This is a genomic window from Nocardiopsis sp. JB363 (assembly GCF_900143625.1).
Classification (GTDB): Bacteria; Actinomycetota; Actinomycetes; order Streptosporangiales; family Streptosporangiaceae; genus Nocardiopsis.
On sequence record NZ_FRFF01000040.1, the window covers coordinates 59,526 to 84,220 of the forward strand.

Annotated in this window: 24 protein-coding genes; 19 read left to right on the forward strand and 5 right to left on the reverse strand. The window is 71.1% G+C overall.

The genetic code is table 11. The features are described from left to right. Positions 1-31 precede the first annotated feature (31 nt). Positions 32-553 carry a hypothetical protein gene (locus tag BQ8420_RS06265; RefSeq protein WP_087096856.1) on the reverse strand — a complete coding sequence of 174 codons (522 nt, stop codon included), beginning with the start codon at positions 551-553 and terminating at the stop codon, positions 32-34. Positions 554-865: 312 nt separating this feature from the next. Here BQ8420_RS06265 and BQ8420_RS06270 point away from each other — a divergent pair, with 312 nt between their 5' ends. From BQ8420_RS06270 to BQ8420_RS06360, 19 genes are all read left to right on the forward strand, one after another. Continuing rightward, on the forward strand, positions 866-2,131 hold the full coding sequence (locus BQ8420_RS06270) for an ABC transporter substrate-binding protein (RefSeq protein ID WP_087096857.1): 1,266 nt from the start codon (positions 866-868) through the stop codon (positions 2,129-2,131). Beyond that, on the forward strand, positions 2,128-3,111 hold the full coding sequence (locus BQ8420_RS06275; RefSeq protein ID WP_087096858.1) for a carbohydrate ABC transporter permease: 984 nt from the start codon (positions 2,128-2,130) through the stop codon (positions 3,109-3,111). The genes BQ8420_RS06270 and BQ8420_RS06275 overlap by 4 nt, the downstream gene beginning before the upstream one ends. Next, positions 3,108-3,977, forward strand: coding sequence for a carbohydrate ABC transporter permease (locus BQ8420_RS06280; protein ID WP_087096859.1), 870 nt, complete (start codon positions 3,108-3,110; stop codon positions 3,975-3,977). Before BQ8420_RS06275 ends, BQ8420_RS06280 begins: the two co-directional genes overlap by 4 nt. Positions 3,978-4,241: 264 nt before the next feature. Then, entirely contained in the window at positions 4,242-4,550 is a 309-nt protein-coding gene (locus tag BQ8420_RS06285; protein ID WP_087096860.1) for a hypothetical protein, read from the forward strand. Positions 4,551-4,783: 233 nt separating this feature from the next. Then, a complete protein-coding gene (locus BQ8420_RS06290) occupies positions 4,784-5,812 on the forward strand; it encodes a Gfo/Idh/MocA family oxidoreductase (protein WP_087096861.1) in 1,029 nt (342 codons plus the stop codon). Continuing rightward, the gene (locus tag BQ8420_RS06295; protein WP_087096862.1) at positions 5,796-6,674 is read left to right on the forward strand and encodes a sugar phosphate isomerase/epimerase; all 879 of its coding nucleotides are present in this window, start codon (positions 5,796-5,798) and stop codon (positions 6,672-6,674) included. The genes BQ8420_RS06290 and BQ8420_RS06295 overlap by 17 nt, the downstream gene beginning before the upstream one ends. After that, positions 6,671-7,969: a M20/M25/M40 family metallo-hydrolase gene (locus tag BQ8420_RS06300; protein ID WP_087096863.1), complete on the forward strand. Its 1,299-nt coding sequence runs from the start codon at positions 6,671-6,673 to the stop codon at positions 7,967-7,969. The genes BQ8420_RS06295 and BQ8420_RS06300 overlap by 4 nt, the downstream gene beginning before the upstream one ends. Continuing rightward, positions 7,966-9,102 carry an Ldh family oxidoreductase gene (locus BQ8420_RS06305; RefSeq protein ID WP_087096864.1) on the forward strand — a complete coding sequence of 379 codons (1,137 nt, stop codon included), beginning with the start codon at positions 7,966-7,968 and terminating at the stop codon, positions 9,100-9,102. Before BQ8420_RS06300 ends, BQ8420_RS06305 begins: the two co-directional genes overlap by 4 nt. Beyond that, the gene (locus BQ8420_RS06310) at positions 9,099-10,019 is read left to right on the forward strand and encodes a Gfo/Idh/MocA family protein (protein ID WP_087096865.1); all 921 of its coding nucleotides are present in this window, start codon (positions 9,099-9,101) and stop codon (positions 10,017-10,019) included. The genes BQ8420_RS06305 and BQ8420_RS06310 overlap by 4 nt, the downstream gene beginning before the upstream one ends. Beyond that, the gene (locus BQ8420_RS06315; RefSeq protein WP_087096866.1) at positions 10,016-10,486 is read left to right on the forward strand and encodes a DUF6917 domain-containing protein; all 471 of its coding nucleotides are present in this window, start codon (positions 10,016-10,018) and stop codon (positions 10,484-10,486) included. Before BQ8420_RS06310 ends, BQ8420_RS06315 begins: the two co-directional genes overlap by 4 nt. 154 nt (positions 10,487-10,640) lie before the next feature. Continuing rightward, positions 10,641-11,171: an EF-hand domain-containing protein gene (locus tag BQ8420_RS06320; protein ID WP_087096867.1), complete on the forward strand. Its 531-nt coding sequence runs from the start codon at positions 10,641-10,643 to the stop codon at positions 11,169-11,171. 81 nt (positions 11,172-11,252) lie between these two features. Beyond that, a complete protein-coding gene (locus BQ8420_RS06325; RefSeq protein ID WP_087096868.1) occupies positions 11,253-12,461 on the forward strand; it encodes a DegT/DnrJ/EryC1/StrS aminotransferase family protein in 1,209 nt (402 codons plus the stop codon). Continuing rightward, positions 12,458-13,603, forward strand: coding sequence for a DegT/DnrJ/EryC1/StrS aminotransferase family protein (locus BQ8420_RS06330; RefSeq protein WP_087096869.1), 1,146 nt, complete (start codon positions 12,458-12,460; stop codon positions 13,601-13,603). The genes BQ8420_RS06325 and BQ8420_RS06330 overlap by 4 nt, the downstream gene beginning before the upstream one ends. Beyond that, positions 13,600-14,598, forward strand: a complete 999-nt coding sequence (locus BQ8420_RS06335; RefSeq protein ID WP_087096870.1) for a UbiA family prenyltransferase — start codon at positions 13,600-13,602, stop codon at positions 14,596-14,598. The genes BQ8420_RS06330 and BQ8420_RS06335 overlap by 4 nt, the downstream gene beginning before the upstream one ends. Further along, positions 14,595-15,944, forward strand: a complete 1,350-nt coding sequence (locus BQ8420_RS06340) for an NAD(P)/FAD-dependent oxidoreductase (protein WP_087096871.1) — start codon at positions 14,595-14,597, stop codon at positions 15,942-15,944. The genes BQ8420_RS06335 and BQ8420_RS06340 overlap by 4 nt, the downstream gene beginning before the upstream one ends. Next, complete coding sequence (locus tag BQ8420_RS06345; protein WP_087096872.1) at positions 15,941-17,551, forward strand: class I adenylate-forming enzyme family protein; 1,611 nt, start codon at positions 15,941-15,943, stop codon at positions 17,549-17,551. The genes BQ8420_RS06340 and BQ8420_RS06345 overlap by 4 nt, the downstream gene beginning before the upstream one ends. Then, positions 17,542-19,212, forward strand: a complete 1,671-nt coding sequence (locus BQ8420_RS06350; protein ID WP_235005966.1) for a CoA transferase — start codon at positions 17,542-17,544, stop codon at positions 19,210-19,212. The genes BQ8420_RS06345 and BQ8420_RS06350 overlap by 10 nt, the downstream gene beginning before the upstream one ends. After that, on the forward strand, positions 19,209-20,822 hold the full coding sequence (locus tag BQ8420_RS06355) for a class I adenylate-forming enzyme family protein (RefSeq protein WP_087096873.1): 1,614 nt from the start codon (positions 19,209-19,211) through the stop codon (positions 20,820-20,822). The genes BQ8420_RS06350 and BQ8420_RS06355 overlap by 4 nt, the downstream gene beginning before the upstream one ends. Then, positions 20,819-21,619 carry a methyltransferase domain-containing protein gene (locus BQ8420_RS06360; RefSeq protein ID WP_087096874.1) on the forward strand — a complete coding sequence of 267 codons (801 nt, stop codon included), beginning with the start codon at positions 20,819-20,821 and terminating at the stop codon, positions 21,617-21,619. The genes BQ8420_RS06355 and BQ8420_RS06360 overlap by 4 nt, the downstream gene beginning before the upstream one ends. 15 nt (positions 21,620-21,634) lie before the next feature. On the opposite strand, the gene BQ8420_RS06365 is transcribed toward BQ8420_RS06360, so the two are convergent. From BQ8420_RS06365 to BQ8420_RS06380, 4 genes are all read right to left on the reverse strand, one after another. Next, complete coding sequence (locus tag BQ8420_RS06365; RefSeq protein ID WP_087096875.1) at positions 21,635-22,081, reverse strand: carboxymuconolactone decarboxylase family protein; 447 nt, start codon at positions 22,079-22,081, stop codon at positions 21,635-21,637. A gap of 97 nt (positions 22,082-22,178) precedes the next feature. After that, positions 22,179-23,111: a ketopantoate reductase family protein gene (locus tag BQ8420_RS06370; RefSeq protein ID WP_200815826.1), complete on the reverse strand. Its 933-nt coding sequence runs from the start codon at positions 23,109-23,111 to the stop codon at positions 22,179-22,181. Between the two features lie 87 nt (positions 23,112-23,198). Next, positions 23,199-23,885, reverse strand: a complete 687-nt coding sequence (locus BQ8420_RS06375; RefSeq protein ID WP_087096876.1) for a haloacid dehalogenase type II — start codon at positions 23,883-23,885, stop codon at positions 23,199-23,201. A gap of 98 nt (positions 23,886-23,983) precedes the next feature. Continuing rightward, complete coding sequence (locus tag BQ8420_RS06380) at positions 23,984-24,646, reverse strand: SDR family NAD(P)-dependent oxidoreductase (protein WP_087096877.1); 663 nt, start codon at positions 24,644-24,646, stop codon at positions 23,984-23,986. Positions 24,647-24,695: the final 49 nt, after the last annotated feature.

Below are 24,695 nucleotides of genomic sequence, written 5' to 3' on the forward strand. Positions count from 1 at the left end.
GTGTGACGCGAGGCCCCTTTTTCGTTCGGGCTCAGCACTCCGGTGGGAACTCGTCGGGGCCGATGAGCGTGCCCTCGTCGCTCTGGTGAGTGCCCAGGAGCACCCCGTCCTCGGCGGCGAGGGTGTCGGTGTCGAAGCGCAGGGAGGCGATGTCGTTCTCCCTGTCGTCCTCGGTTCCCCGCACCGAGGTCACGCCCAGGGTGTACTCGGTGTCCGCGCTCTCGGGGACGACCCGGTAGGCGGGGGCTCCCGCGTCGTCGGTGATGTCCCACTCCTCACCGGGTGCGGCCAGGTCCACCTCCATCGGGCTCTCCGAGAACTCCTCGTTGGCGGTCAGTCGCCACTGGTGCTCCTCCGATACCAGGTCGATCCGGGCGGGAGGGCTGTCCCCGCACCAGTCGATCATGATGACGGGGAAGTGGTGACGGGCGGAGAAGTGGCCGGTGGCCACGGCTCCCACGGCACCACCATCGGCGCCGCACGAGGACAGCAGCAGGGCGGTCAGTGGCAGGGCGGCCAGTCGTACCGAGGTGGCTCTGTCGATGGCGGACATGCCGTGATTGTGCCAAGGTCCGTGCCCCCATGGTGGGCCGCTTCGGGCTCTCGGAGGCCCGGACGCGGCGAAGAGCACAGGTCACGATGGGCCTCGGTGTCGTTCGCGGTGCGGGGTCGGCCTCGGCGTGTCTTCCGGCCGTCCGGAAGATCCGGAGAGCTGTCAGGTCACGCCTCGGATTCGGATTCGTCCGCCTCTTGACCTTGATCGACCTGGGTGCGAAAGATGGCACGGCAATCAACTTCTGTGATGTGGGACACGAGGGGCAGGTCGCGGTCGTGGGACGGATCTGCCTCTACGAGAGGACAACTCATGCGTGCACGACGGTGGTCGGTCGCGGCGGGGGCACTGGGTCTGGTGCTCATGGCTTCGGCGTGTGGAGACGGAGGCGATGGCGGCGGCGGTGAGCAGGTCGAGGTCTTCTCCTGGTGGACCGGCGGCGGTGAAGAGGCCGGCCTGAACGCCCTCATCGAGCAGTACGAGGAGGACAACCCCGACGTCGAGTTCGTCAACGCGGCGGTGGCCGGCGGTTCGGGCACCAACGCTCAGGCGGTCCTGGAGGGCCGCCTGCAGAGCCAGGACCCGCCGGACTCCTTCCAGGGGCACGCCGGGGCCGAACTCCAGGACTACATCGAGGCCGGGTACCTGGCCCCGCTGGACGACTTCTTCGACGAACAGGGGCTGCACGACGCGCTACCCGACCAGCTCGTCGAACAGATCACCTACGACGGGTCCGTCTACTCCGTCCCGGTGAACATCCACCGCTCCAACGTCATGTGGTCCAACCCGACGGTGTTGGAGGAGGCCGGGGTCGACGCCCCGCCCGAGACCCTGGACGAACTCCTCGAAGCCCTGGAGGCGGTCTCGGAGGAGACCGACGCCATCCCCATGGCCGTGGGCGCGCAGTGGACCGTCTCCCACCTGTTGGAGTCGGTGCTGCTGGGATCGTTGGGTCCCGAGGGCTACAACGAGCTCTGGGAGCCCGGCGCCTCCTGGGACACCCCCGAGGTCGCCGACGCCCTGGGCACCTTCGAAGAGATCATGGAGTACACCCAGGAGGAGTCGGCCGCGGAGGACTGGCAGGAGGCGGCGCGCCGGGTCTCCGACGGCGAGGCGGCCTTCAACATCATGGGGGACTGGGCGGCCGGTTACTTCGACGAACTGGGAGCGCTCCCCGGCGAGGACTACGACTGGTCCGCGTCCCCGGGTACCGACGGCACCTACATGTGGCTCTCCGACAGCTTCACCCTGCCCGAGGGGGCGCCCAACGAGGAAGCGGCGATGACCTGGCTGGAACTGGTCGCGAGCCAGGAGGGCCAGGACACCTTCAACCCGCTCAAGGGCTCGATCCCCGCACGTGAGGACGCCGACCCGGCCCGCTACGCCGACAGCCCCTACCTGGAGTCGACGCTGGAGGAATGGCAGTCCGGCCCCGAACTCGCGGGCTCCTTCTGGCACGGCGTGACCGTCGGCAACCGCTGGAAGAACGACATCGACACCGCCGTCGGCCTGTACCTCGGCGACGGTGACACCGAGGCGCTCAACGCCGCTCTGAACGAGGCCGCGCAGTCCGAATGAGCAACTCGCACAACCCGTCCGGGGTCGCGCACCGCGACCCCGGACGCACCACCGCGCCCGCGCGCCCGAACCGGTTCCGTCGGGCGCTGAACCGTGCCCGCACCTGGCTGCCGGGACTGTTGCTGGTCTCCCCGTCGATCCTGCTCATCGGGGTGTTCGTCTACGGCATGATCGGGTGGAACACCCGGTTGGCGCTCAGTGACAAGCACGCGCCCGTCCAGGACGGGGACTTCGTCGGCCTCGTCAACTTCGTGGCCCTGTGGCAGGAGGCCCGCTGGCCCGCGGCCGTGGGCAACGCGATCGTCTTCACCGTGGTCTTCGTCGGCGGTGCGCTGTTCATGGGCTGGCTCCTGGGGCTGCTCCTGGACAAGGGCGTCCGCGGCGAGGCGGTCTTTCGCACCCTGTTCCTGGCACCGATGGCGGTGTCCTTCATCGCCACCGGTGTGGTGTGGCGCTGGCTGATGAACCCGGCGCCCGCCGAACGCGCCACCGGACTCAACGCCCTGTTCGTCCACTTCAACCTGGACTTCCTGGTCAACGACTGGTGGACCGCTCCCGACCTGGGCATGGCGGCCATGGCGCTGCCCGCGATCTGGCAGTTGGCCGGGTACATCATGGCGCTGTTCCTGGCCGGGTTCCGCGGCGTGCCGGAGGACCTGCGCGAGGCGGCCCGCGTCGACGGATGTTCCGAATGGGGCGTGTACCGGCACGTGGTCATGCCACAGCTGCGGCCGGTCCTGCTCAGCGCGATCATCATCCTGGGCCACATGTCGTTGAAGGTGTTCGACCTGATCATCGCGATCGCCGGGCAACAGATCATCGCTGACGTCCCGGCCGTGTACATGTGGGCGATGGTCTTCGAGGTCCGAGATCCGGCCAAGGGCGCCACCATCGCCTCCTATCTGTTGTTCGCGGTAGCGGTGTTCGTCATCCCCTACCTGGTGTGGACCGTGCGCAAGGAACGGAGCGAGGGCCGATGACCCAGAGCGCGCCCGAACGGGTGATCGCCCCCGGCGGCGGGGTCGCCGGCACCACACGGCGCGGACAGGCGGTCAAGTTCACCGTCCTGTTCGCCCTCGCGGTGCTGTTCCTGCTGCCGATGTACGTACTGATAGTGACCGGGTTCAAGCCCTTCGCGGAGGCGACCGCGGCCGGGGCCTGGTCACTGCCTCAGGTGTGGAGTGTCGAGGGATGGGTCACGGCCTGGGAGGCCCTGGCCCCGGGGATGTACAACAGCGTCATGGTGGCGGTGCCCAGCGCCGTCATCTCGGCGACGTTGGGCTCCATGAACGGGTTCGTGATGGCGCGCTGGCGATTCCCCGGCGCGGACACCGTCTTCACGCTGTTCCTGTTCGGGATGTTCATCCCCTACCAGGCGGTGATGATCCCGCTCCAGCAGATGCTGGTGAGCGCGAACCTCATGGGCGGGGTGTTGCCGCTGATCCTGGCGCACACCGTCTACGGCATCCCGATCTGCACGCTCATCTTCCGTAACTACTACGCGAGCATCCCGCAGACACTCATCGAGGCGGCCAGGGTGGACGGTGCGGGCATGCTGCGCACCTACGCCTCGGTGGTGCTGCCGGTGTCGGCCCCGGCCTTCGCGGTCACGCTGATCTGGCAGTTCACCTCCGCCTGGAACGACTTCCTGTTCGCGGTGTTCCTCACCGGCCCCAACAGCTGGCCGGTGACGGTGCAGCTGAACAACGTGGCCGGGTCGATGGTGGTGCCCTACAACCAACAGATGGCGGCGGCGATCCTGGCGTCGCTGCCGACCCTGATCGTCTACCTGGTCCTGGGCCGCTACTTCATGCGCGGTCTGATGGCCGGGGCGCTCAAGGGATGAGACCCGCGCCCGGGCGTCGCCTTCGCTACGAGGGGCGACGCCCGGGTGTCCTTTTCATAAGGACAAAAGGGAAATATGAATTCTCGCGGACGCGCGGCTCTGGTTTTATTCATCGCCGATCGGTGGGCCGAAACCTGATTCCCGGGTATTTGCCTTGCGCGGAACCCCCGCTTTGGAGAGGATCGACCCGATCGCCCTCCGTGTCATGCGTGAGTGAGGGGATCATTTCCGTGAAACGTGCATTAAATGCGAAAGGAAGGTGGAATGAGGATTCCTTCCGCCGTGGCCGCTCTGGTCCTGGGGACCCTCTTCCTGGGTGCGGCCCCTGCTCACGCGGCGACCGGTGAGGTCGTGGTCTTCACGACCGAGTTCGAGGACCTGGTGCGCTACTCCGACCCCGAGTCGGGAAGTTGCGTACGCCTTCCCGCCACCGCGCACGTCCTGGTCAACCTGACCGACACGGACGTGAGCCTGCACGCCGGAACCCGGTGCGCCGGTCCCGGGGTGACCGTGGAGCCGGACCGGGGATGGCACGCGCCGCCCAGCGGCCTGTTCAGTTTCTCGGTGGCGTGACCTCAGAAATCGGAAAAAAGGTGCGGAATGCGCTATCGGTGCATCACGCATCCTTCCCCCTTTTTCTTGACTGATTAGGTATGCGTTCCTCGGGGTTCGGGACATGACGATCCGTTCCCGTTTTGACGGTCTTTCTCGCAGTGCGCCAAACTGGGTCACCGTTCGATGGTTCCGTTCGCCTGGAAAGGGCAACGGGCCTACGGGAACGGAGAACGGAAAGGTGCCCTCCCTTCATGCTGCACACCCTCATCGTGGGTCTGGGGAGAGCGGGACGAGGACTGCACGCGCCGTCGCTCGCCAAGGTGCGGGCGGCGGCCCCCGCCCTCTTCGCGCCGGGGCCGGTGATGGGCCACGACCCCCATGTCGGCGAGGTCGACGGAATCCTCCCGTTCCCCTCCCTGGAGGACGCCGCCCGACACCGACCGCCCCGGGACACCGTGGTCCACCTGTGCACACCACCCGGTCTGCGGGCACGGTCACTGGAGCGGCTGGCCCGACTCGGTTACCGCTGGATCATCGTGGAGAAACCACTGGCCCCGGACCTGGTGGAACTGGCCGCGATCGCTCGACTGCGCCGCCGTTGGGACCTGGACCTGACCGTCACCACCCCTTGGTCGGCCAGTGCCCTGAGCGGACGGCTGTTGGAGGTCCGTCGCTCGCACGCCTTCGGGGCCTTGCGCGCCATCACGGTCTTCCAGCACAAACCCCGCTTCACCCGGACCCTGGAAGCCCCCTCGCATCCCACGGCGTTCGACATCGAGGTCCCCCACGCCCTGGCCATGGCCGTCACCCTGGCGGGCGGAGCCGACGTGACGGCCGCCGAACTGGACGACATGGTCCTGGGTCGCACTCGAATACCCGGCCTGGGCGGAGCGCGGCTGACCCTGGCGCACCACACCGGGGTGCTGACCCGTATCGAATCCGACCTGACCGCGCCCCTGCGCGAGCGGCGCATCGTGCTGGAGTTCGACGAGGCCGTACTGACCGGTCACTACCCGTGCAGCGAGGCCGACCACACCGCACAACTGATGGTGGCCGTGCCCGGCCGCGAACCCACCCGTTCGATCTTCGTCGACGACGCCCTCACCGCTCTCCTGCACTCCTGTTACGCCCGCTACCGCGAACCCCGACGGGAGCGCGGCGACCTGCCGGTCCACGTGGAGGCCGTCCGACTGCTGGCCGAGGCCAAGAGACGGTGTTCCCCGCAACCGCACCCCTCGCTCCCCACACGTTGGGAGGTGGCCGATGCCGTCGGTGCCTGAACCGCCCCGCCTGGCCGGAATCGGCGACGAGGCCGCCCCCGGGCTCGTGGACCAGCTCGCCGCCGTGCGCGAACTCCGGTGGAACCGGTTGGAGCTGCGCTCCCTGGACCACGTCCCGCTCGCCGCGCTGCCCGAGGCCGACTTCGCACGGGCCGCGGAGCACATCTGTGCGGCCGGAGTGGAGGTCGTCGCCATCGCCGCCAAGATCGGTGACTGGTCCCGGCCCGCCACCGGCGACTTCGCCCTGGACACGGCCGAACTGGACATCCTGGCCCGTCGCTGCGCCGTCCTCGGCACGCGCACGGTGCGGATCATGTCCTATCCCTCCGGTGGTCTGGCCGAACCCGAGTGGCGGCGCACGGTGTACACCCGGATGCGTGAACTGACCCGTCGGGCCGAGGACGCCGGTCTGATCCTGGCGCACGAGAACTGCGCCGGCTGGGCCGGGGAGGACGCCGACCGCGCCCTGGACCTCATCTCCCACGTCGACAGTCCGGCGCTGCGCGTGTTGTTCGACATCGGCAACGGGGTCGCCCACGGCTACGACGCCGCCGCGATGCTGCGCCCACTCGTGGAGTACGTGACCCACGTCCACGTCAAGGACGCCGTCACCGGACCCGACGGGGACATCGCCTACGTGCTGCCCGGCGAGGGCCGGGCCGGTGTGGCGGAGTGCCTGCGCATCCTGGCCGACCACGGTTACCGGGGCGCCCTGTCCATCGAACCCCACCTGCACCTGCGCCCCCACCTGGGGGCCGAGGGCGTCGACCCCGGCCGAGGGGACCGGGCCGCGTTCGTCCGATACGGGCGGGCCCTGGAGCGGACGGTGGACCGGATCCGGCACCCGGAGGAGGTCCGATGACGCTGACCGAACGGGACCACGCCCTCCTGCTGCACCTGATGGCCACCCCCACCGCCGGACCCCTGGAGGTCGGCGCCACCGGACCTTCGCCCCGGTTGTGGCAGGCCCAGCGCGACTACGCCGAGGCGGCGGCGCGGATCGGCTTCCACGTGGTGCGCCACGCCCCCGCCGACCCCGCCGACCTGACGGCGCCCGGTGTGCCCGAGACGGTGCGCGCCGCCTCGGCGGACCCCGCCTTCCTGGCCTGCCAACCCAGCCTGGTCCTGCGGCTGGGACCCGACACCGTGCCACGCGAGCGCACCGTGATGTTCAACGTGCACCTGGACACCGTCGCCGGCGGGCCACCGGCCGGCTTCGACGGGGAGGTCTTCCACGGCCGGGGCGCCATCGACGCCAAGGGGCCCGCCGTGGCGCTGCTCGCCGGTGTGCGCTCCGCCCGGGAACGTTCGGTCGATGTGGGCCGGGACAGCGCGGTGATCATCCAGGCGGTCGCGGGTGAGGAGGGCGGCGCCATGGGTGTGCTGGGCACCCGCCCCCTGGTGGAACGCGGACACATCGGCCGCGTCAACGTGTTCTGCGAACCCACCTCCGGACGCTTCCTCACCCGTTCGACGGCGTCGATGACCGCACGGGTGTCGGTGCGCGGAGACGACGCCATCGACGATCGCCCCCACACCGGGCACAACGCCTCGGTCCTACTGGGCTTCCTCGCCCAGAGCATGGGCCGTTCCCTGGACGAGCGCGCCCACGACGGGGCGGTGTGCGTGGCGGGGCTACGCACCGGCGACCTGCACAACCGGGTCTACGGCACCGGTGACCTGCTGTTCAACCTGTCCTACGCCGACGCCGAGACCGGCCGCGCCTTGGAGGGGGCGGTCACCGAGGCGTTCGAGGCGGCCCTGACCGAGTTCACCGAACTCTTCGGCGACACCACCCTGTTCGCCCGGACCGCGGCCGACGCCCGGCACATCACCCGACTGGACTGGCTCAAACGGGGGCTGCCGGTCCTGGACGATCACGACCGCTGGGGACACGAGTTGTTGCGGGGGATCGGTGTGCCCGCCTGGCCGACCGATGAGGCCGCCTTCACCTGCGACGCCATCTGGATGTCGGGGGTCTCGGACACCTGCACGGTCGTGCTGGGCCCGGGGGACCTGGCCGCGGACGGAGCCCACGGAGACCACGAGCGCGCCCACCGCACCGACCTCGACGGCTTCGCCGCCATGGTGGCCCGGCTCCTGACCACCTTCACCGACCGGACGAACAAGACCGACGAGACCGACGGAGGATCGTGACCACCCTTCCCGCACCGCCGGAACCCTCTCCGACCCGGGAGAGGGTCCTGGTCGACCACGACGCGCTACTGGAATTCCTCACGGAGATCCTCGTGGGGCGGGGGCTGCCCCGAGACCGCGCGAGGGAGGCGGCGCGCGCCCTGTGCCACGGCGACCTGACCGGGATGGACTCCCACGGCGTGGCCAACCTGACCCGTCTCTACCTGCCCCTGCTCGACGAGGGGCGGGCCGACCCCCGCGCCGAACCCCGCGTCGTCACCGACCTGGGCGCGGCCGTGCTGCTCGACGCCCGCCGCGCCCTCGGACTGTGGTCGGCCTCGGAGGCGATGGACCTGGCCGCCGCACGGGCCGAACGCCACGGGATCGGACTGGTGGCGGTACGCGACGCCACCCACCTGGGATGCGCCGGACACCACGCGTTGCGCGCGGTCGAACGCGGCATGGTCGGCGTGGTGACGAGCAACTGCGGGGGTCAGCGCATCGCCCGACCACCCGGCGGGACCGTGGCGCTCCTGGGCACCAACCCGCTCAGCGCGGCGGCCCCGGCCGGTGCGCTCCCACCCTTCCTGTTGGACATGAGCACCACGGCCGCGCCCACCGGGCGCATCCGGCAGGCCGCTCGGGAGGGCCGGTCGGTTCCGGAGGGGCTGCTGTGCGATGACCGGGAAGCCCCGGTCACCGACCCGTCCGAGTTCGACGCCGGCCGGGCGCACCTGACCTGGCTCGGTGATCGGGTGGGCCGGTTCAAGGGGTTCGGGCTCGGCGTGCTGGTGGAGGTACTGTCCGCCGTCGTCTCCGGCTCGGGCCGCGGGCCCCGCCCGGACGCCCTGACGGGGGACGGCGGGCCCACCGGACGGGACGACGACATCGGTTTCCTGATGCTGGCCATCGCTCCGGACGCGTTGCGCGAAGGCGCCCGGACCGACGCCGAGGAGCTGTTCGGGGTGCTGACGGACTGCCCGCCCGTCGACCCGGAGCACCCCGTGCGCTATCCGGGCTGGCACGAGTACCACTTGGCGGCCGAGCGACGCGTGCGCGGTGTGCCCCTGTCCGTCGACCTGTACGAGGAACTGGTGGAGACCGCCCGCGGGGCGGGGATCTGCGCCCCGCGATCGGTGGTGGAGGAACGATGAAGGCGTTGCGCGTGGGAGTGGTCGGCCTGGGGGTGATCTCCCGCTTCCACCTGGCGGCCCTGACCGCGTCCTCGGACTGGAACCTGGTGGCGGTGTGCGACCTGGACCCGGAGAAGGTCGCCGTGCCCGCGCTCGGCACGATCGGATACACCGACCACGTGCGGATGTTGGCGGAGGCGGACCTGGACGCGGTCGTGGTCACCGCGCCCAACGACGCGCACGCCCGGATCTGCGCGGACGCGCTCTCCGCCGGAGTCGCGGTGTGCGTGGAGAAACCGTTGGCCCTGGACCTGATGGAAGGGGAGGTGTTGAGCGCCCTGGCCCGGGAGCGGGGCGTGCCCCTCTTCACGGCCTTCCACCGCCGGTACAACTCCGAGTTCGCGACGTTGCGTGCACGGGTCCGGGAAGACACGGTGACGGAGGTGACCGTGCGCTACCTGGAACGGATCGAGGAGCACGCGGGGGAGGACACCTGGTACCTGGACCCGGCGCGGTGCGGGGGCGGCTGCGTGGCCGACAACGGCCCCAACGCCTTCGACCTCGTGGAGGACCTGCTGGGCCGGGCCGAGGTGTCCGAGGCCCGGGTGGTGTGCGACGAAGCGGGCGTGGACCGGTGGGCGGACATCTCCTTGACCGCGGGAAGCACCCGGGTCCGGGTGCTCCTGGACTGGTCCCACCAGGGGGAGCGCAAGGACGTTCGGGTGCGCACGGCCGACGGACGGGTGTGGACGGCCGACATGTTGGCGGACCGACCCGCCTTCAAGGAGTCGTTGTGGCACGAGTACGAGGGCGTCGCCGCCGACTTCGCCCGACGGGTCCGCGTGGGCCGGGTCGAGGACGGGGCCGGGACGTCGGCGCTGCGCCTGGTGGGCCAGGCCTACCGGGCGGTGGCCGAGGGAGAGAGCGTGGGCCGGTGAATCCGCGCGAGGACGGGGCCAAACGAGAGGTGACCGCGTCCCTGGTCAAGGTGTTGACGCATCGTAGGACCGAACGGGGGATGCGGTTGGAGCCGTTCGCGAGTCGGTGCGTGCGGGTGGGCGAGGTTCACGAACTGGTCGCCACCGAGCACACCGGGACCGCCGAGGGCACCCGGATCGACCGCGTCGGTTTCCTGGGGTTCGCCGAGATCACCGCGGCCGGGGTCGTGGACCGGGGGGACCAGGTGTGGATCGGTTCGCGCAGGGTGGGCGTGGTGCTGGGGTTCGACGCCTGCCACACCCCCAACCACTACAACGTGCTGATCCACGCCGTCCCGATGCCCACCGGAGGTGAGCTGGGACTGTGCCCGGAGGAGCCCGTGGTGTTCCGGCAGGGGAGCGCGGGAATCGTCGCCGAACTTTTCTCCATCCAATACGTAAACAATGTCGATGAATGTCCGATGTAAAATTCACTGAGCTTTGGGTTTCTCCTCCGTGAGGTCTTTATGGGGGGCTCTCTATTGGTAGTCTTCGGCGTGGGGAGAGCGATTCTTTGATCGTCCTGAGATTCCTTCTCTGGGAACCCCTTTCTTTTTGCGTATTTCTTTCGAAGGAGAGCAGATGACGACTGCCGTCAAGGCCAACGACCGTCTCGAAGAGCGCTTCCGTCTGTGGGACCACAACGGCAACGGTGTGATCGAGCGTTCGGACTTCGAGGTGGAGTTCGAGGGCATCATCGAGCGCTTCGGCGTCGACGCCTCGGCCCCCGGGGCCGCCGCCCTCCGGGCCGCCTACCAGGGCCTGTTCGACCGGCTCGCGCAGGCCGCGGGCACCGAGGAGATGTCCAAGGAGGACTTCATCCGGGCCGCCGAGAGCGAGATCGTCAGCAGGGGGGACGCCGGTTTCTCGGAGGTGCTCCAGCCGACCATCCAGGCGGTCGCGACCATCGTCGACACCGACGGTGACGGTCAGATCAGCCCGACGGAGATGCAGCGGTGGTTCGCCGCGATCGGTCTGGCCCCCGAGCAGTCCGACGAGGCCTTCCGGGAGATCGACGCCGACGGCGACGGCTCCCTCACGGTCACCGAACTGGTCGCCGCGGTCCGCGACTACCACCTCGGCAAGAACGACATCCCCCTCCTGGGCGTCTGACACCTCCCTTCGGTGTCGACCCCCTCCGGTCCGGCCGCGCCCCCGCGCGTGGCCGGGCCCCCGTCCCAAGGAACAAAATAAATGAAGACGACATTCTCCTCCCCGGCAGCCGGAGAACGGGACGGGGAGAACACGGGTGTGCCCTTCTTCGGCCAGTCGGAGACCTTTCGAAGACTGTGGCCGGAGATCGAACAAAATTGTGTTCGCGTCATGGACGACGGTAAGTTCTCCCACGGTTCCATGGTCGCCGAATTCGAGCGCGCCCTGGAAGATTTCACCGGCGCCCGCCACGTCGTCGGCGTCAACTCCGGAACCGACGCCCTCGTGCTGTTGCTGCGGGCCGCCGGGCTGCGCCCCGGTGACGAGGTGATCGTCCCCGCCTACACGTTCGTCGCCACCGCCACCGCCGTCGTGCACGCCGGCGGCGTACCCGTCTTCGCCGACATCGAGGAACACGGATACGGCATCGACCCCGACTCCGTCGAGGCCGCCGTCACCGAACGCACCCGCATGGTCATGCCGGTCCACCTCTTCGACCGGCTCGCCGACATGGACGGGGTGGGCCGGGTCGCCCGCGCCCACGGTCTCACCGTGGTGGAGGACAGCGCCGAGGCCATCGGTATGCGCGCGAACGACGTGCACGCCGGCCTGTTCGGCGCCGGTGGTGTGCTCTCCTTCTTCCCCGCCAAGACACTGGGGGCCGTCGGCGACGCCGGCGCGCTGCTCACCGACGACGACGCCATCGCCGACACCGCGCGGATGCTGCGCCACCACGGCCGCTCCGGACGCACCCTGGCGGAGTTCCCGGGCATCTCCAACCCGACGGTCGTCACCGGCGGCAACAGCAAGATGGACGACCTCCAGGCCGCGGTGCTGCTGGCCAAGCTCGCCCACCTGGACGCCGACATCGAACACCGCGCCGCGCTCTCCCGCCGCTACGACGCCCGGTTGCGCGAACTGCCCGGGGTGCGGGTCGTCCCCGGCGACGTCCCCACCCGCTCGGGTGAGGAACGCGTGGTCTACGTCCACCTCATCGAGGTGGACGACCGCGACGGCCTCGTCGCCCACCTGACGGCGGCGCGTATCGGCACCGAGGTCTACTATCCGGGCCCCCTGCACCTGCAACGGTGCTTCACCCATCTGGGGTACCGGCCGGGCGACGCGCCACGGGCCGAGTCCGTGTGCCGATCGACCGTGGCGCTACCGCTCTACGCCGACCTGACCGAGGACCACGTCGACCGGGTCTGCGACGAGATCGAACACTTCCTCACCGGAAGGGGACCCCGATGACCGTCACCGCCGAACGGGCGATCCCGTTCTTCGCGCCCGACCTGTTCGAGGCCGACCGCGACGCCCTCCTGGGGGCCCTGTACGAGGTCGGTACCGACCCCGAACAGAAGTTCATCCTGGGCCGGCGCACCGCACGGCTGGAGGACGCGCTGCGCACCCGCCTGGACGCCTCCGACGTCGTGGCCTGCTCCAGCGGGACCTCCGCCCTCACCCTGATCCTCTCCGCCATGGACATCGGACCCGGTGACGAGGTCATCGTCCCGGCCTTCGGGTGCGCCCCGCTGGCGAGCACGGTCCTGTCCCAGGGCGCGACCCCGGTGTTCGCCGACGTCGACCCGCGCGCGTTGACCATGGACCCCGAGCACGCCGAGGCCCTGGTCACCGAGCGGACACGGGCGTTGATGCCCGCGCACATGTTCTCCGTCATGGCCGACATGCCGCGTTTGCGCGCCCTGGCCTCCCGAGCGGGGGTGCGACTCGTGGAGGACTCCGCGCTCGCCCAGGGCGGTGTGCTCGCGGGCCGCCCCGCCGGCCGGTGGGGCGACGCGGGCGTGTACTCCTTCGTGCAGGTCAAGATCTTCGGGATGCCGGGTGAGGGAGGCGTGGTCCTCACCGACGACACCGACCTCGCCGAGCGGGTGCGGATGCTGCGCAACCACGGCCAGGACGGGCGCAATCGCTTCCTGCACCACCACGTCGGCCACAACAGCCGCTTCGACGAGGTGATGGCCGCCTTCCAGCTGCACCGTATGGCCGGCCTCACCGAGCGCGTCGACCGCCGTACCGAGATCTGTTCGTACTACTCCGAGCGTCTCGCCGATCTGGCCGACGCCGGTGTCGTCGCGCCACCTGTGGGCGGGGACGGTCGATTCCCCTACGTCTACACGCTCCTGTGCGAGGACCGCGAGGGCCTGCGCGACCACTTGGCCGCCCAGGGGATCGCCACCCACGTCTACTACCCGCGGATCCTGCCCGAACAACCGGCCTTCAGCGAGCACGCCTGCCCCGGCGGGCACTGGCCCCGGGCGTCGGAAGCCGCCCGCCGCAACATCTCCCTGCCCCTGTATCCGCACCTGAGCGACGCCCGCGTCGAACACGTGGCCGATGCCGTCCGCTCGTTCGTCCACGGGAGTACACGTTGACCGAACATGTGACCGCGCCCTCCGCGTCGCCCGCCCCCGGCCCGTCCTCCACCTCCTCGGCCCCGCCACGGCCCACTCTGGGAACCTACGCCCGGCTGGCCAAGCTCGACATCGTCGACTACTACATCGGCCTGCCCCTGGTGTTCGCCCTGACGCTGCCTCTGCTGGGCATGCGCGTGGACACGGTCGGACTCCTCCTGCTCATCCTGGTCGCCGAGATCGCGGTGGTGGCCGCCATGGTCGCCTTCGACGACGTCACCGGATACCGGGACGGATCCGACGCCGCCAACTACGGATCCGACGCCGCCCGCCGCCGATTGGCCCGCAAACCCCTGGTCGCCGGGACCCTCACCGAACCCCAGGCACTGCGCTTCGGTCGGTCCGCGACCATCGCGAGCGTCGTCCTGTGGACCCTGGTGGTGGCGCTGGCCCCGCACCGGCCGCTGTGGGCCGTCATCGGCGCCGCCCTGTGCCTGGTCGCGTCGGTCCAGTACTCCTGGGGGCTGAAGATCAGCTACCGGGGCTTCCAGGAGATCTTCCTCGTCGGCCTGGGCGTGGGCTGGGTGCTGGTGCCCTACGGACTGCTCGTCGGGCACGTCGACGGGTTCGTCGTCGTCCAGGCGTTGATCTTCGGCGGCGGCCCGATGATCTTCGGTCTGTACTCCAACACCAACGACGCCGACGGGGACCGGGCCGCCGGGCGCATCACCGTCGCCACGAAGGTCTCCCCGCGCGTCAACTCGATCTTCATCATCGCGCTCACCGCCGTGGAGACCCTACTGGTCACCGGCTCGCACCTGTTCGGCATCGCCCCGTGGTGGTTCCCCGTGGTGCTGCTGCCCGTCATCGCGATGCGGATGATGCAACTCTTCATCGGGTTCGTCCGCGGCGACATCCTGCGGGCCCGGCGGATGGCCATCCACACCCACCGCGTCGCGGTGGTCCTGCTCATCGGCGCCAACCTGGCCGTCGCGTTCCTGACGGGAGCGGCGTGAGCACACCGATCGACGTGGCGGTGGTGGGCGCCGGCCCCGCCGGACTGGCGACGGCGCATCTGCTGACCGCCGCCGGGTGCACGGTCCGGGTCCTGGAGTCCGCCGAAGAAGTGGGCGGACGCATGCGCACCCTGCGCACCGACGGCCACCTCATCGACACCGGCGCCGAGATGATCCCCTCGGCCGACGCCTATCCGGCGACCTGGCGGCTCATCCGCGCCATGGGACTGGACCACGATCCCGAAGCGATCCCTCTGGTGCGCGACGCCCTGTCGGTGTGGTGGAAGGGACGATCCCACCGTCACGCGGGGCGTCCCCTGGGTTTGCTCACCGGGATGGGTCTGTCCCCGAGCGCCCGCCTGGACCTGGCACGCCTGCAACTGGACCTGGGTCGGTCCGATCCGGACCCTGAACACCCCGAGAGGGCGGGGACAGGGGAGGCGACCATCGCCGACCTCCTGCGCACCCACCACCCGCAGTTGCGCGAACGGCTGCTGGGTCCACTGGCGGCGGGGTTCTTCGGCTGGCCCGCGGAACGGGCCGCCGCCGCCCCCTTCGCCGCCCACCTGGCCTCCGCCGGCAGCACCGCGACCTGGCGCACCTACCGGGACGGGATGGACACCCTGCCGCGGGCCCTGGCCGCCCGGCTCGACGTGCGCACCGGCCACCCGGTCACGGCGCTCGCCCCCGGCCCGGACGGGGTACGCCTGGACTCACCGAGAGGCGCGCTCACCGCCCGGACGGCCGTCCTGGCCGTGCCGGCCCCCGTCGCGGCGGGCCTGTACCCCGACGCCCCGGCGGCCGAACGCGCCTACCTGGCGGCCTGTGGATACGCGCCGATGCTCCGGCTGTCCCTGATGCTGGACGCGCCACTGTCCCCGCGCGGGGCACGCCGAGGCTTCGCCCACCTGGTGCCCGACGACCCCCGGATCGGGGTGGTCACCATCGACCACGCCAAACACCCCGGCCGAGCGCCGAGGGGTCGAGGCCTGATCTCCCTGATCGCCACCCCCACGGCGGCGCGGGACCTGATGGACGCCCCTGACGACGAGGTGGACCGGCGGTTGCTGGAGAGGGTCGAGCGTTACCTGCCCGGAGCGACGGCGCGCGTGCGCGGGACGGTCACGCACCGTTTCCGGCACGGCCTGCCCCTGCCCGAAGCGCACACGATGTCCGCGCGTCCCGCCTTCGTCGACCGCCCGCCGGCGGCCGTCGACTACGCGGGGGACTGGATCTCCTCACGTCCCTGTAGCGAGGGGGCGGTGGCCTCGGCCTACACGGCGGCCGAACGCGTCTTCGCCTTCCTCACCGCGACCCGCGCACCCACTCCGATCGAGGCACTGTGATACCGAGCAAACCCATCCACCTGGGCACCCTCTTCGATGACCTGACCGTGCGCGGATCCACCACCGCCGTGCGCCTGAGCCGGCCCCTGGACATCGCTCCGGAGGCGGGCGTCGAACTCGACGTACCGGGTGCTCGGAGCCTGGTCCTTCGGATCTGTGGCTGGTTCGCCCAGGCCGGCGTCCGGTCGGGTGACCGTGTGGCCATCGCCAAGCGCAACCACTGGGACTACGTGCTGCTCGCGTGCGCCGCCGCGCGCATGGGAGCGGTGCCCGTCTCGCTGTCGGCCCACCTGGCGCCGTCGACCCTGGCGATCCTGCTGCGCAGGTCGGACCCGGCGTTGTTGGTCACCGACACCGCCCTGCTCCGTGGGGCGCGAGACGCCGGACACGACCCCTCGCTCCACGCGGCCCGGACCCTGGTGGTGGACGGGACGGTCGAGGGCGCGCTCACCCTCGACGACGTGCGCGGTGGAAACGCGCCTCCACCGCGCCGTCCGCACCTGGACGCCCCACTGGCGATCATGCACACCTCCGGCACCACCGGGGTGCCGAAACTGGCCGTGCACTCCACCCGGACCCTCATGCGCAGACTGGCCGGGTTCGAATCACACCGGTGGCCGATCCTGGGCAGTCGCCGCGACGACACCGTCACCTCCTCGTTCTCCTTCGCCCACGGCCGTGCCCTGGCCTGGACCGCCGGGGTGCTGTGGCTGTCCCCCGACGCGCTCTCGGTGATCACCTCATCCGACCGGGCGGAGGCCGAACCCGCGCTGCGTCTGCATCGCCCCACCGTTCTGGAGGCCCAGCCCGCCACCCTGGCGCGTTGGCAGCACCACCTCGACGAGGACCGGCGATGGGAGGGGCTCCAACGCGTGCGACTGTTCGTCAGCACCTTCGACGCCGTACATCCCTCCACCGTCCGCACGTTCCTGAACGCCAGCGAACGCCGCGCCCCGGTGTGGATGCAGGGCTGGGGCCAGAGCGAGACGGGACCGCTGACCTTCCGCTTCTTCACGCGCCGCTCGCTCTCGCGGAGCCAGGGGGTCGGAGCCACCACCCGCGACCTGGGCCGTCCGATCCCGGGTCGGACCCGGCTCCGAGCCGTGGACCCGCGGACCCTGCGCCCCCTCCCGCCGGGCACGCCCGGCCTGTTGTTCTGCCGTACCGAAGCCCTGTGCCTGGGCTACGTCGGTGAGGAGGGTCGCTGGCGGGACAAGCTCGTCGGCCCCTGGTGGGGCACCGGCGACATCGGCTCCATCGACCGCACCGGCGCGGTCCGCTTGGTGGACCGCGAGGTGGACGCCCTGACCGAGGGCGGGTGCCTGGAGATCGAGGACGTCGTCGACGAACGACTCCCCCGGGCACTGGAATGCCTCGTGTTGGGTGTGACCGACGGGCCGCCCGTCCCGGTGGTGGCCACCGAGGACGGCACCCTGGACCTGGGGGATTGGAAAGTGGCGGTCGAGGACCTGCCGACCATGGCCGACCCGATGGTCGTGACCTGGGACGAACTGCCGCGCACCGGAACCGGGAAGGTCCGGCGGAGCGCGTTGCGGGAGAAGCTGGGTCTGCCCGCCGACGGTCGTGGGACGGGTCGGTGGACGTGATAACGACGCGGGTCCGCGCGGCCCCGTTGGCGGGGACCCCGGCGTGGGCCGTGGGCGACACCGTGCCGGTGCGTGTGGCGGCGTCCCGGTTGCGGGAACTGGGCTGTGCGATCGAACGGGTGGGGGAGACCTCGCTCGCGCCCGGATCCGCCGGACGGATCGACCTGCTCACCGATCCCGCGGGACCGACCCTGGGGTGCGACATCGGGTGGTCGACCCCTTCGGTGCCCCTGAGGGACGAACGCGACGTGCAGGCCGCGTGCGGCCTGGCGCACCTGCACGGCCGGTCCCGGGGCGAGGACCGGTTCCTGCCGATCGACTACGCGTCGGTGTGCGCGGGTGTGCTGGCGGCCCAGGCGGTGATGGCGACGGTGCTGACCCTGGAACGCGGTGGTCCGGCGCTGCGCGGATCGGTGTCGGTGGCCGGGGCGGCGTTGACGGCGATCGCCCACTACGTCGCCCCGGCCACCGCGACACCGGGGACACCGTTCGTCGCGCACGCGGGGCAGGCGCCGCCGTTCGGTTCCTCGGACGGGGTCCGCTTCGAGATCGAGACCCTGGACCCCGAGGCGTGGCTACGGTTCTGGGAGACGTTGGGTGCGCCCATGGAGGTGATCGCCACCGGATGGGCGCCGTTCCAACGACGCTTCGCCACCGCCGTGTGCCCGCTGCCCCGAGCGCTGTTCGACATCCTCGCCGCGCGACCGTTCGCGCTCGTGCGCGACGTCGCCCGCGAGTGCGCGGTGGGGGTCGTCCCCGTGCGCGCGCCCGAGGACAACACCGACGAGGGACCGACCTCGCCCTGGCGGCTGCGAGGTCTGGACGCCACACCGGGTGAGCCCCTTCCCCCCTGGCCCGACACCGGAACGGGGCCGCTGGCCGGACTGCGTCTGGTGGAGGCCACCAACCGGGTCCAAGGCCCCCTGGCGGGGCTGCTGCTGACACTGATGGGCGCCGACACGGTCCGGATCGAACCGCCAGGCGGTGACCCCATGCGCGGGGTACCGCCCCTGGCCGGTGGGGTCTCGGCCCGCTTCGCCGCGTTCAACCGGGGCAAGGACGCCATCGAGTGCGACCTGAGGACCGCCGAGGGCCGTGGCGCGGCGGGCGACCTGGCCGCGCGAGGGCACGTCCTGCTCTACAACTGGCCGCCCGGCCGGGCCGAACGGTTCGGGTTGGGCGTGGACGACCTCACCGCTCGCGCCCCGGGCCTGGTGCACGTCCACGCCGACGGCTGGGCCGGTGAGGAACCCGACCCCGGTGCGCCGGCCACCGACTTCTCGGTCCAGGCCCACGGCGGGATCGCCGACCTGCTGGTCGACGGCGACGCGGAGCCCGCGCCGTCCCTGATCACCCTCACCGACGTGCTCGGCGCCTTCCTGGCGGCCGAGGCCGCTCTGGCCGGTCTGTTGCTGCGTACCCGCACGGGTGTCGGGGTCGCCGGCCGTACGGCGTTGGTCGACGCGGCCCGCCTGCTTCGGCGGGCCGGACGCGGCACCGCCCACCTGGCCAAGGGCGGGACACCAGCGGTCGCGCGGCCGGAAACGGTCGCCGGAACCTTCCCCGAGGCGTTCACGAGGGAGCACGGGGTCGCCCTGCCCCGCGCGCCATGGACGTTCACGCCCCTGGAAGGCCCCCCGGGTGGGGAGGCGCGGCGATGACCTGGACGTCCTCGGCGGGCCTGGCCCTGCCCGACCTCGTGCCCGCCGAACCGCGTGCGCGATGGGTGCGGGAGGGGGTGTGCCCGGGACGGGACCTGTACTCCCTGTTCCTGGACACCGTGCGCGAGGACCCCGCGCGCGAAGCGATCGTGGACGCCCACGGTGGCCTGGACCGCGCCGGGCTGGCCGCGTGGGTCGGACGGGCCGCCGCCGCCCTGACCGCTCACGGACGCGGTGAGCGCGACGTCATCGCGGTGCTGCTTCCCGATGGCCGGGACGCGATCGCCGTCGAACTCGCCATCGCCGCCCTGGGCGCGGTCGCCCTTCCGATCCCCTATGGGCGCTCCCGGCCCGACGTGCTCTCCCTGGTGGATCGGTCCCGTGCCGCGCTCGTGGTCACCGATCCCGGACGGGCCGACGAACTGGGGGAGAGGCCCCTGTGGTGCGTGGGGGCGGGGGATCTGATTCCCGAGGGGCCGCTCGCCCGCGCGGGGGTCCCCGAACCGGCACGGCCCGATTCCGCCTCGCCCGCCCGCATCCTCGTCTCCTCGGGGTCGGAGGGCGCACCGGGCATGGTGGCCTACTCCCACGACGCCATGGCCGGGGGGCGGGGCAACTACGCACGGGCGCTGTTGGGCACCGACCCCGTCCGCGCGCTGATCCCGGTTCCCCTGGCCTCCTCCTTCGGCTCGTTGGGCCTGGTGTCCCTGATCCGGCTGGGGGCGACCCTCATCGTTCCGGGACGGTTCGATCCCACGGAGGTCCTGCGCTCCATCGAACGCCACCGGCCCACCCATCTGATCGGCGTGCCCACCATGTTGCGGCGCGTGGCCCTGGTGGCGGAGACCGTCGACGCCTCGTCGCTGCGCGCCCTGGTGGCCAGCGGGGCGCCCCTGCACCAGGACGTGCGGGACCTGTGCAGGCGGCGCTTCGACCGACCCGTGATCAACGTCTACGGATCCACCGACGGGGTGAACTGCCACACCGCGCACGACCCCGACGGATGGGAACCGGGCATGGCCGGCCGGCCCGCCCCGGAAGTCGCCCGGATCCGGGTGTGCGACCGGGCGGGGAACCCGGTGCCGACGGGGGAGGTCGGCGAGATCCTGGCCAGGGGACCGATGACGCCCCTGTGTCACGTCGCGGACCCCGCACTCGACGCGCGCGGACGAACCGCCCAGGGATGGGTGCGCACCGGTGACGCCGGCCGTCTGGACGCCGACGGCACCCTGTGGGTCGTGGACCGGTTGCGTCGCACGGTGATCCGGGGCGGTGTCACCCTCTTCCCCTCGGAGGTGGAGCGCGCCTTGGCGGCCCACCCCGCGCTGGCCGAGGCGCAGTGCGTTCCCGTGCCCGACCCCGACCTGGGCGAACGCATGTGCGCCTGTGTCTGCCCGCTGCCCGGCGTGGACCCGCCCACGTCCCGCGACCTGCTCCTCCACCTGCGCGACCGGCAGGGGATGGACGTTCGGGCCCTGCCCGAACACGTGGTGTTCCTGCCCGCGCTACCGCTCGGCCCGACCGGGAAGACGTGCACCTCCACGCTGACCCGGATGGCGGCCGACGCGGTCCGAGACCGACCGACCGTACTCTCAGGAGAAACCCGATGACGAGCACCGTCCCCGCCGAAGCCGGTTACGTCTTCGACAACCACAACGAGAACGCCGACGACCAGCACCGGTTCCTGGCCGCCGCCTACGACCCCTTGAGCACCCGCAGGCTCGCCGAGACCGGGGTCGGCCCCGGATGGCGTTGCCTGGAGGTGGGCGCCGGGGGCGGCGGAGTCGCCCACTGGTTGGCGCGACGGGTCGCCCCCGGCGGCGAGGTCGTGGCCACCGACATCAAGCCCGACCACATCACCCCCGTGGAGGGGATGTCGGTGTGGCGACACGACGTCACCCGCGACCCGCTGCCGGAAGCCTCCTTCGACCTGATCCACTCGCGTCTGGTGCTGCTGCACCTGCCCGAACGCCTGGAGGTACTGGACCGGTTGGTGCGCGCCCTCAAACCGGGCGGGGTGCTGCAACTGGACGAGTTCGACATCACCTACGGGCCGTCCCTGCTCATGCCCGACCCCGAGGCCCGCGCACTGTACGAGGAGTTCCTGGCGGCGAAGATCGCCCTGATGCGCCGGGCCGGCGCCGACCCCGCCTGGGGGCGCGACGCCGGTGAGGCGATGCGCCGGGCCGGGCTGGTCGACGTCGATCCGCGCCCGCACGTGGAGCTGTGGGACGCCGACTCCCCGGGCGTCCACCTCATCTCCCACCACACCCGGCACCTACGTGACGCCTTCGTGCGCGAGGGCATGACGGACGAACGGCTCGCCGACGTGCGCGCACTGTTGGCCGACCCCTCGTTCCGGGCCTGTTCCTGCCTGATCTACTCCGTACGAGGGCGCCGTCCCTAGCGCTGGAAGGTGGGATCAGCCCACGGGCGGGGTCAGCCCGGTGCCCACCCCCAACCGGTTGTAGAGGTTGATCAAGCCGACGGCGCTGATGAGGGCGACCATCTCCCGCTCCGACAGGTGCTCGGCGGCCCGCGCGTAGACCTCATCCGGCAGACCGTTCTCGCCGAGCCGGGTGAGGGCGTCCACGACCCCCAGGACGGCACGTTCGACCTCGGTGAAATGGGCGCCGGCCTCGCGCCAGGCGGCCACCAGGGACACGTGTTGCGCGGACATGCCCGCCTTCAGCGCCGCGTCGGTGTGCAGGTCGACGCAGAAGGCGCAGCCGTTGAGCAGGGAGGCCCGCAGGTCGACGAGAGCGTGCAGGTCCTCGTCGAGGGCGGCGGCCACGATCGCGCGGAGCCGTGTCAGTTCGGTGTGGACCTCGGGCAGGTGTTGTGCCGACTGTGCGCGGGGCGTGCCCATGGGATCGTCCTCTCCTCGGTGTGCCCGGGCGAAGGTGCGCCGAGCAGGGGAAAACTACCAAGGGTGATGCCTTCGGTGCCGTGGGTTCGCGAAAAGATCAGGTCCGTCGGTCTTCGCGCGTGGCCGAGTACACGCTCAGGTGCGTGTGGGCCAAGGAGAGCAGCGGTGTGGGAACCCCCGACTCCCGACCGCGTCCGACCAGGTCACCGACGATGTGGTCGCCCTCCACCGGGTTGCCGTGGGTCAGGTCCCAGTGCATGGACGTGGAGGTGTCGCGTTCGGTGTCGCCGATGGCCTTGTCGGCGAAGGTCCGGATGCGTTCACTCGGTGGGAACCCGGAGGCGGTGGCCACCGCCATCGCCTCGGCGAACATCCCGGCGCTGAACTCCGAGCCGCCCGGGGCCCGGTTGACCCGGCCGATGGGGGCGCGCATCAGACAGGTGGCGGCGCCCAGGCTGGCCAGGAACACCCACTTGTCCCACATCTGCTGCCGGATGTCCTCGGCCGCCCGAGCGGTGAAACCGGCGCCGTCCAGGGCCTTGTGCACCCGGTCGAGCTCCACCACGGGGCTCGGCCCCAACGGCCCGTAGATCAGCTCGCCCATCTTGCCGACCTCGACGATCTCCCCGGCCTCTCCCAGACGGGCCATCACCATGCTCACCCCGCCGTAGACGCGGTCCTCGCCGAAGCGCGCGGTGAGCACGTCCAGGTGTCGCATGCCGTTGAGGAAGGGCACCACGACGGTCCGTGGGCCCACCGCCCCGGCCAGGTCGGCCACGGCCTCCTCCAGCCCGTAGGACTTGACCGCCAGCAGGACCACGTCGTACTCGGGGGTGAGCTCGCCCGCGGTGACCGCACGTACGGGCACGCTCTCGGTCTCTCCCTCCAGCGTGCGCAGCACCAGCCCCTGGTCGCGAAGCCGCTCGGCTCGGGCCGGTCGCACCAGGAAGTCGACGTCCCGCCCGGCCTTGACCAGCCGCGCACCGAAGTACCCACCGACCGCCCCGGCGCCCACCACAAGAATCCTCATGCCGCTCCCACTCCGTCGAACCCGCTGAACCAGGCAAAAAGGTATGACGATGGGACACCCCGCCGCAAGAGCGATCCGCCTACCCGGTCAGTCCACCCCGAGACGGTCGGCCAGATCTTCCAGACCCTCGGCGTGCAGGTCGAACCGGTCCGCCGAGGTGGGCGGGTCGCCCACCGGACGGGCCACGTACGCCGTCCGCATTCCCAGCTTCTGCGCCCCGCGCAGGTCCCAGGCGTGCGCGGCCACCATGAGCAGCCTCTCGGCCGGCCGCCCGGAGGCCGTCACCGCCAGCCGGTAGACCTCCGGATCCGGCTTGTAGGTCCGCGCCTCCTCGGCCGAGAGCGCCTGGTGCCAGCGCAATCCCGCGTGGGCGTTGATTCTCAGGAACGCCGCCCGGCCCGCGTTGGACAACCCGATCAACGGGTACCGCCCGGCCAGCCGCTCCAGTCCGGCCACACTGTCCGGCCACGGTGGGACCCGTCGCCCCGCCGACGCCAGGGTCGTCACGTGGGCGCCCGCGACCCCGGCGGCCTCGGCCACGACCCCGGCCGCCTCCCGGTCCAGGACGTCGCCGACCTCGTAGGGGCGTTCCCCGTCGAGGATCCGCCGTTCCTCGCACGCCACGTGCCGCTGCCACAGGTCTCGCAGCCCGTCGACCTCCTCGGGGCCGAGGGAGGGATCGAGCCCGGCGATGCCGGCGCGCAGCCCCGCGGGCTCGTCGACGAGCGTGCCCAATACGTCGAACACCAGGGCGTCGACCTCCGGAACGGACATGTGACCTCCAGGGCGGGGTGGTGGAACCCCACCTTCCGCCACCGCCCCACCCCGCCGCAAGAGCGAATTTCGAGCCTGTGGACAACTCGGCTCCGGCCTCAGCCCATCCACATTCCGCCGTTGACGTCGATCACGGTTCCCGTCACCGACGCGGCGGCCGGTGAGCACAGCCAGGACACGGTGCCGGCGATCTCCTCGGGCTCGCTGACCCTGTTCAACGGGATCGAGGAGAGGAGGTCGTCCCACTCCGTCTCGGTCAGTCGGTCCACCATCGGAGTGCGCACGGGGCCCGGGGCCACGGCGTTGACGCGCACCCCGCGCGGTGCGAGGTCCTTGGCCAGGTGGCGGGCCAGGCCGAGGAGGCCGGCCTTGGCCGACGCGTAGGCGGGGCCGGAGAGCCTGTTACCGCCATGTCGTCCGTTCACCGAGCTGAACAGCACCATGGAGGCCTCCTCTCGCAGGGAGGGGATCACCGCCTGGGACACCGCCAGCGCCGACACCAGATTGTCGTCGAGTACGGTGCGCCACTGCTCGGGGCCCTCCTTCTCGATGCCCCCCGAACCCACGGACCCCGCGGCGTGCACCACGTTGTCCAGGGCTTCCACTCCCTCGATCAGACCCAGGATCACCTCCGGGTCGCAGGCGTCGTGTCCCAGGGCGCGATCGGCCACCACCACGCGGTGGCCCAGCCGTTCGAACTCCTCGACACAGGCCCTGCCGATACCGCCGAGCCCGCCCACCACCAGCGTCGTTCGTTCCATGGGCGCTCATTAATCCATGAGCCGCGCCGCTTTGGCAAGAGGAGGCCCC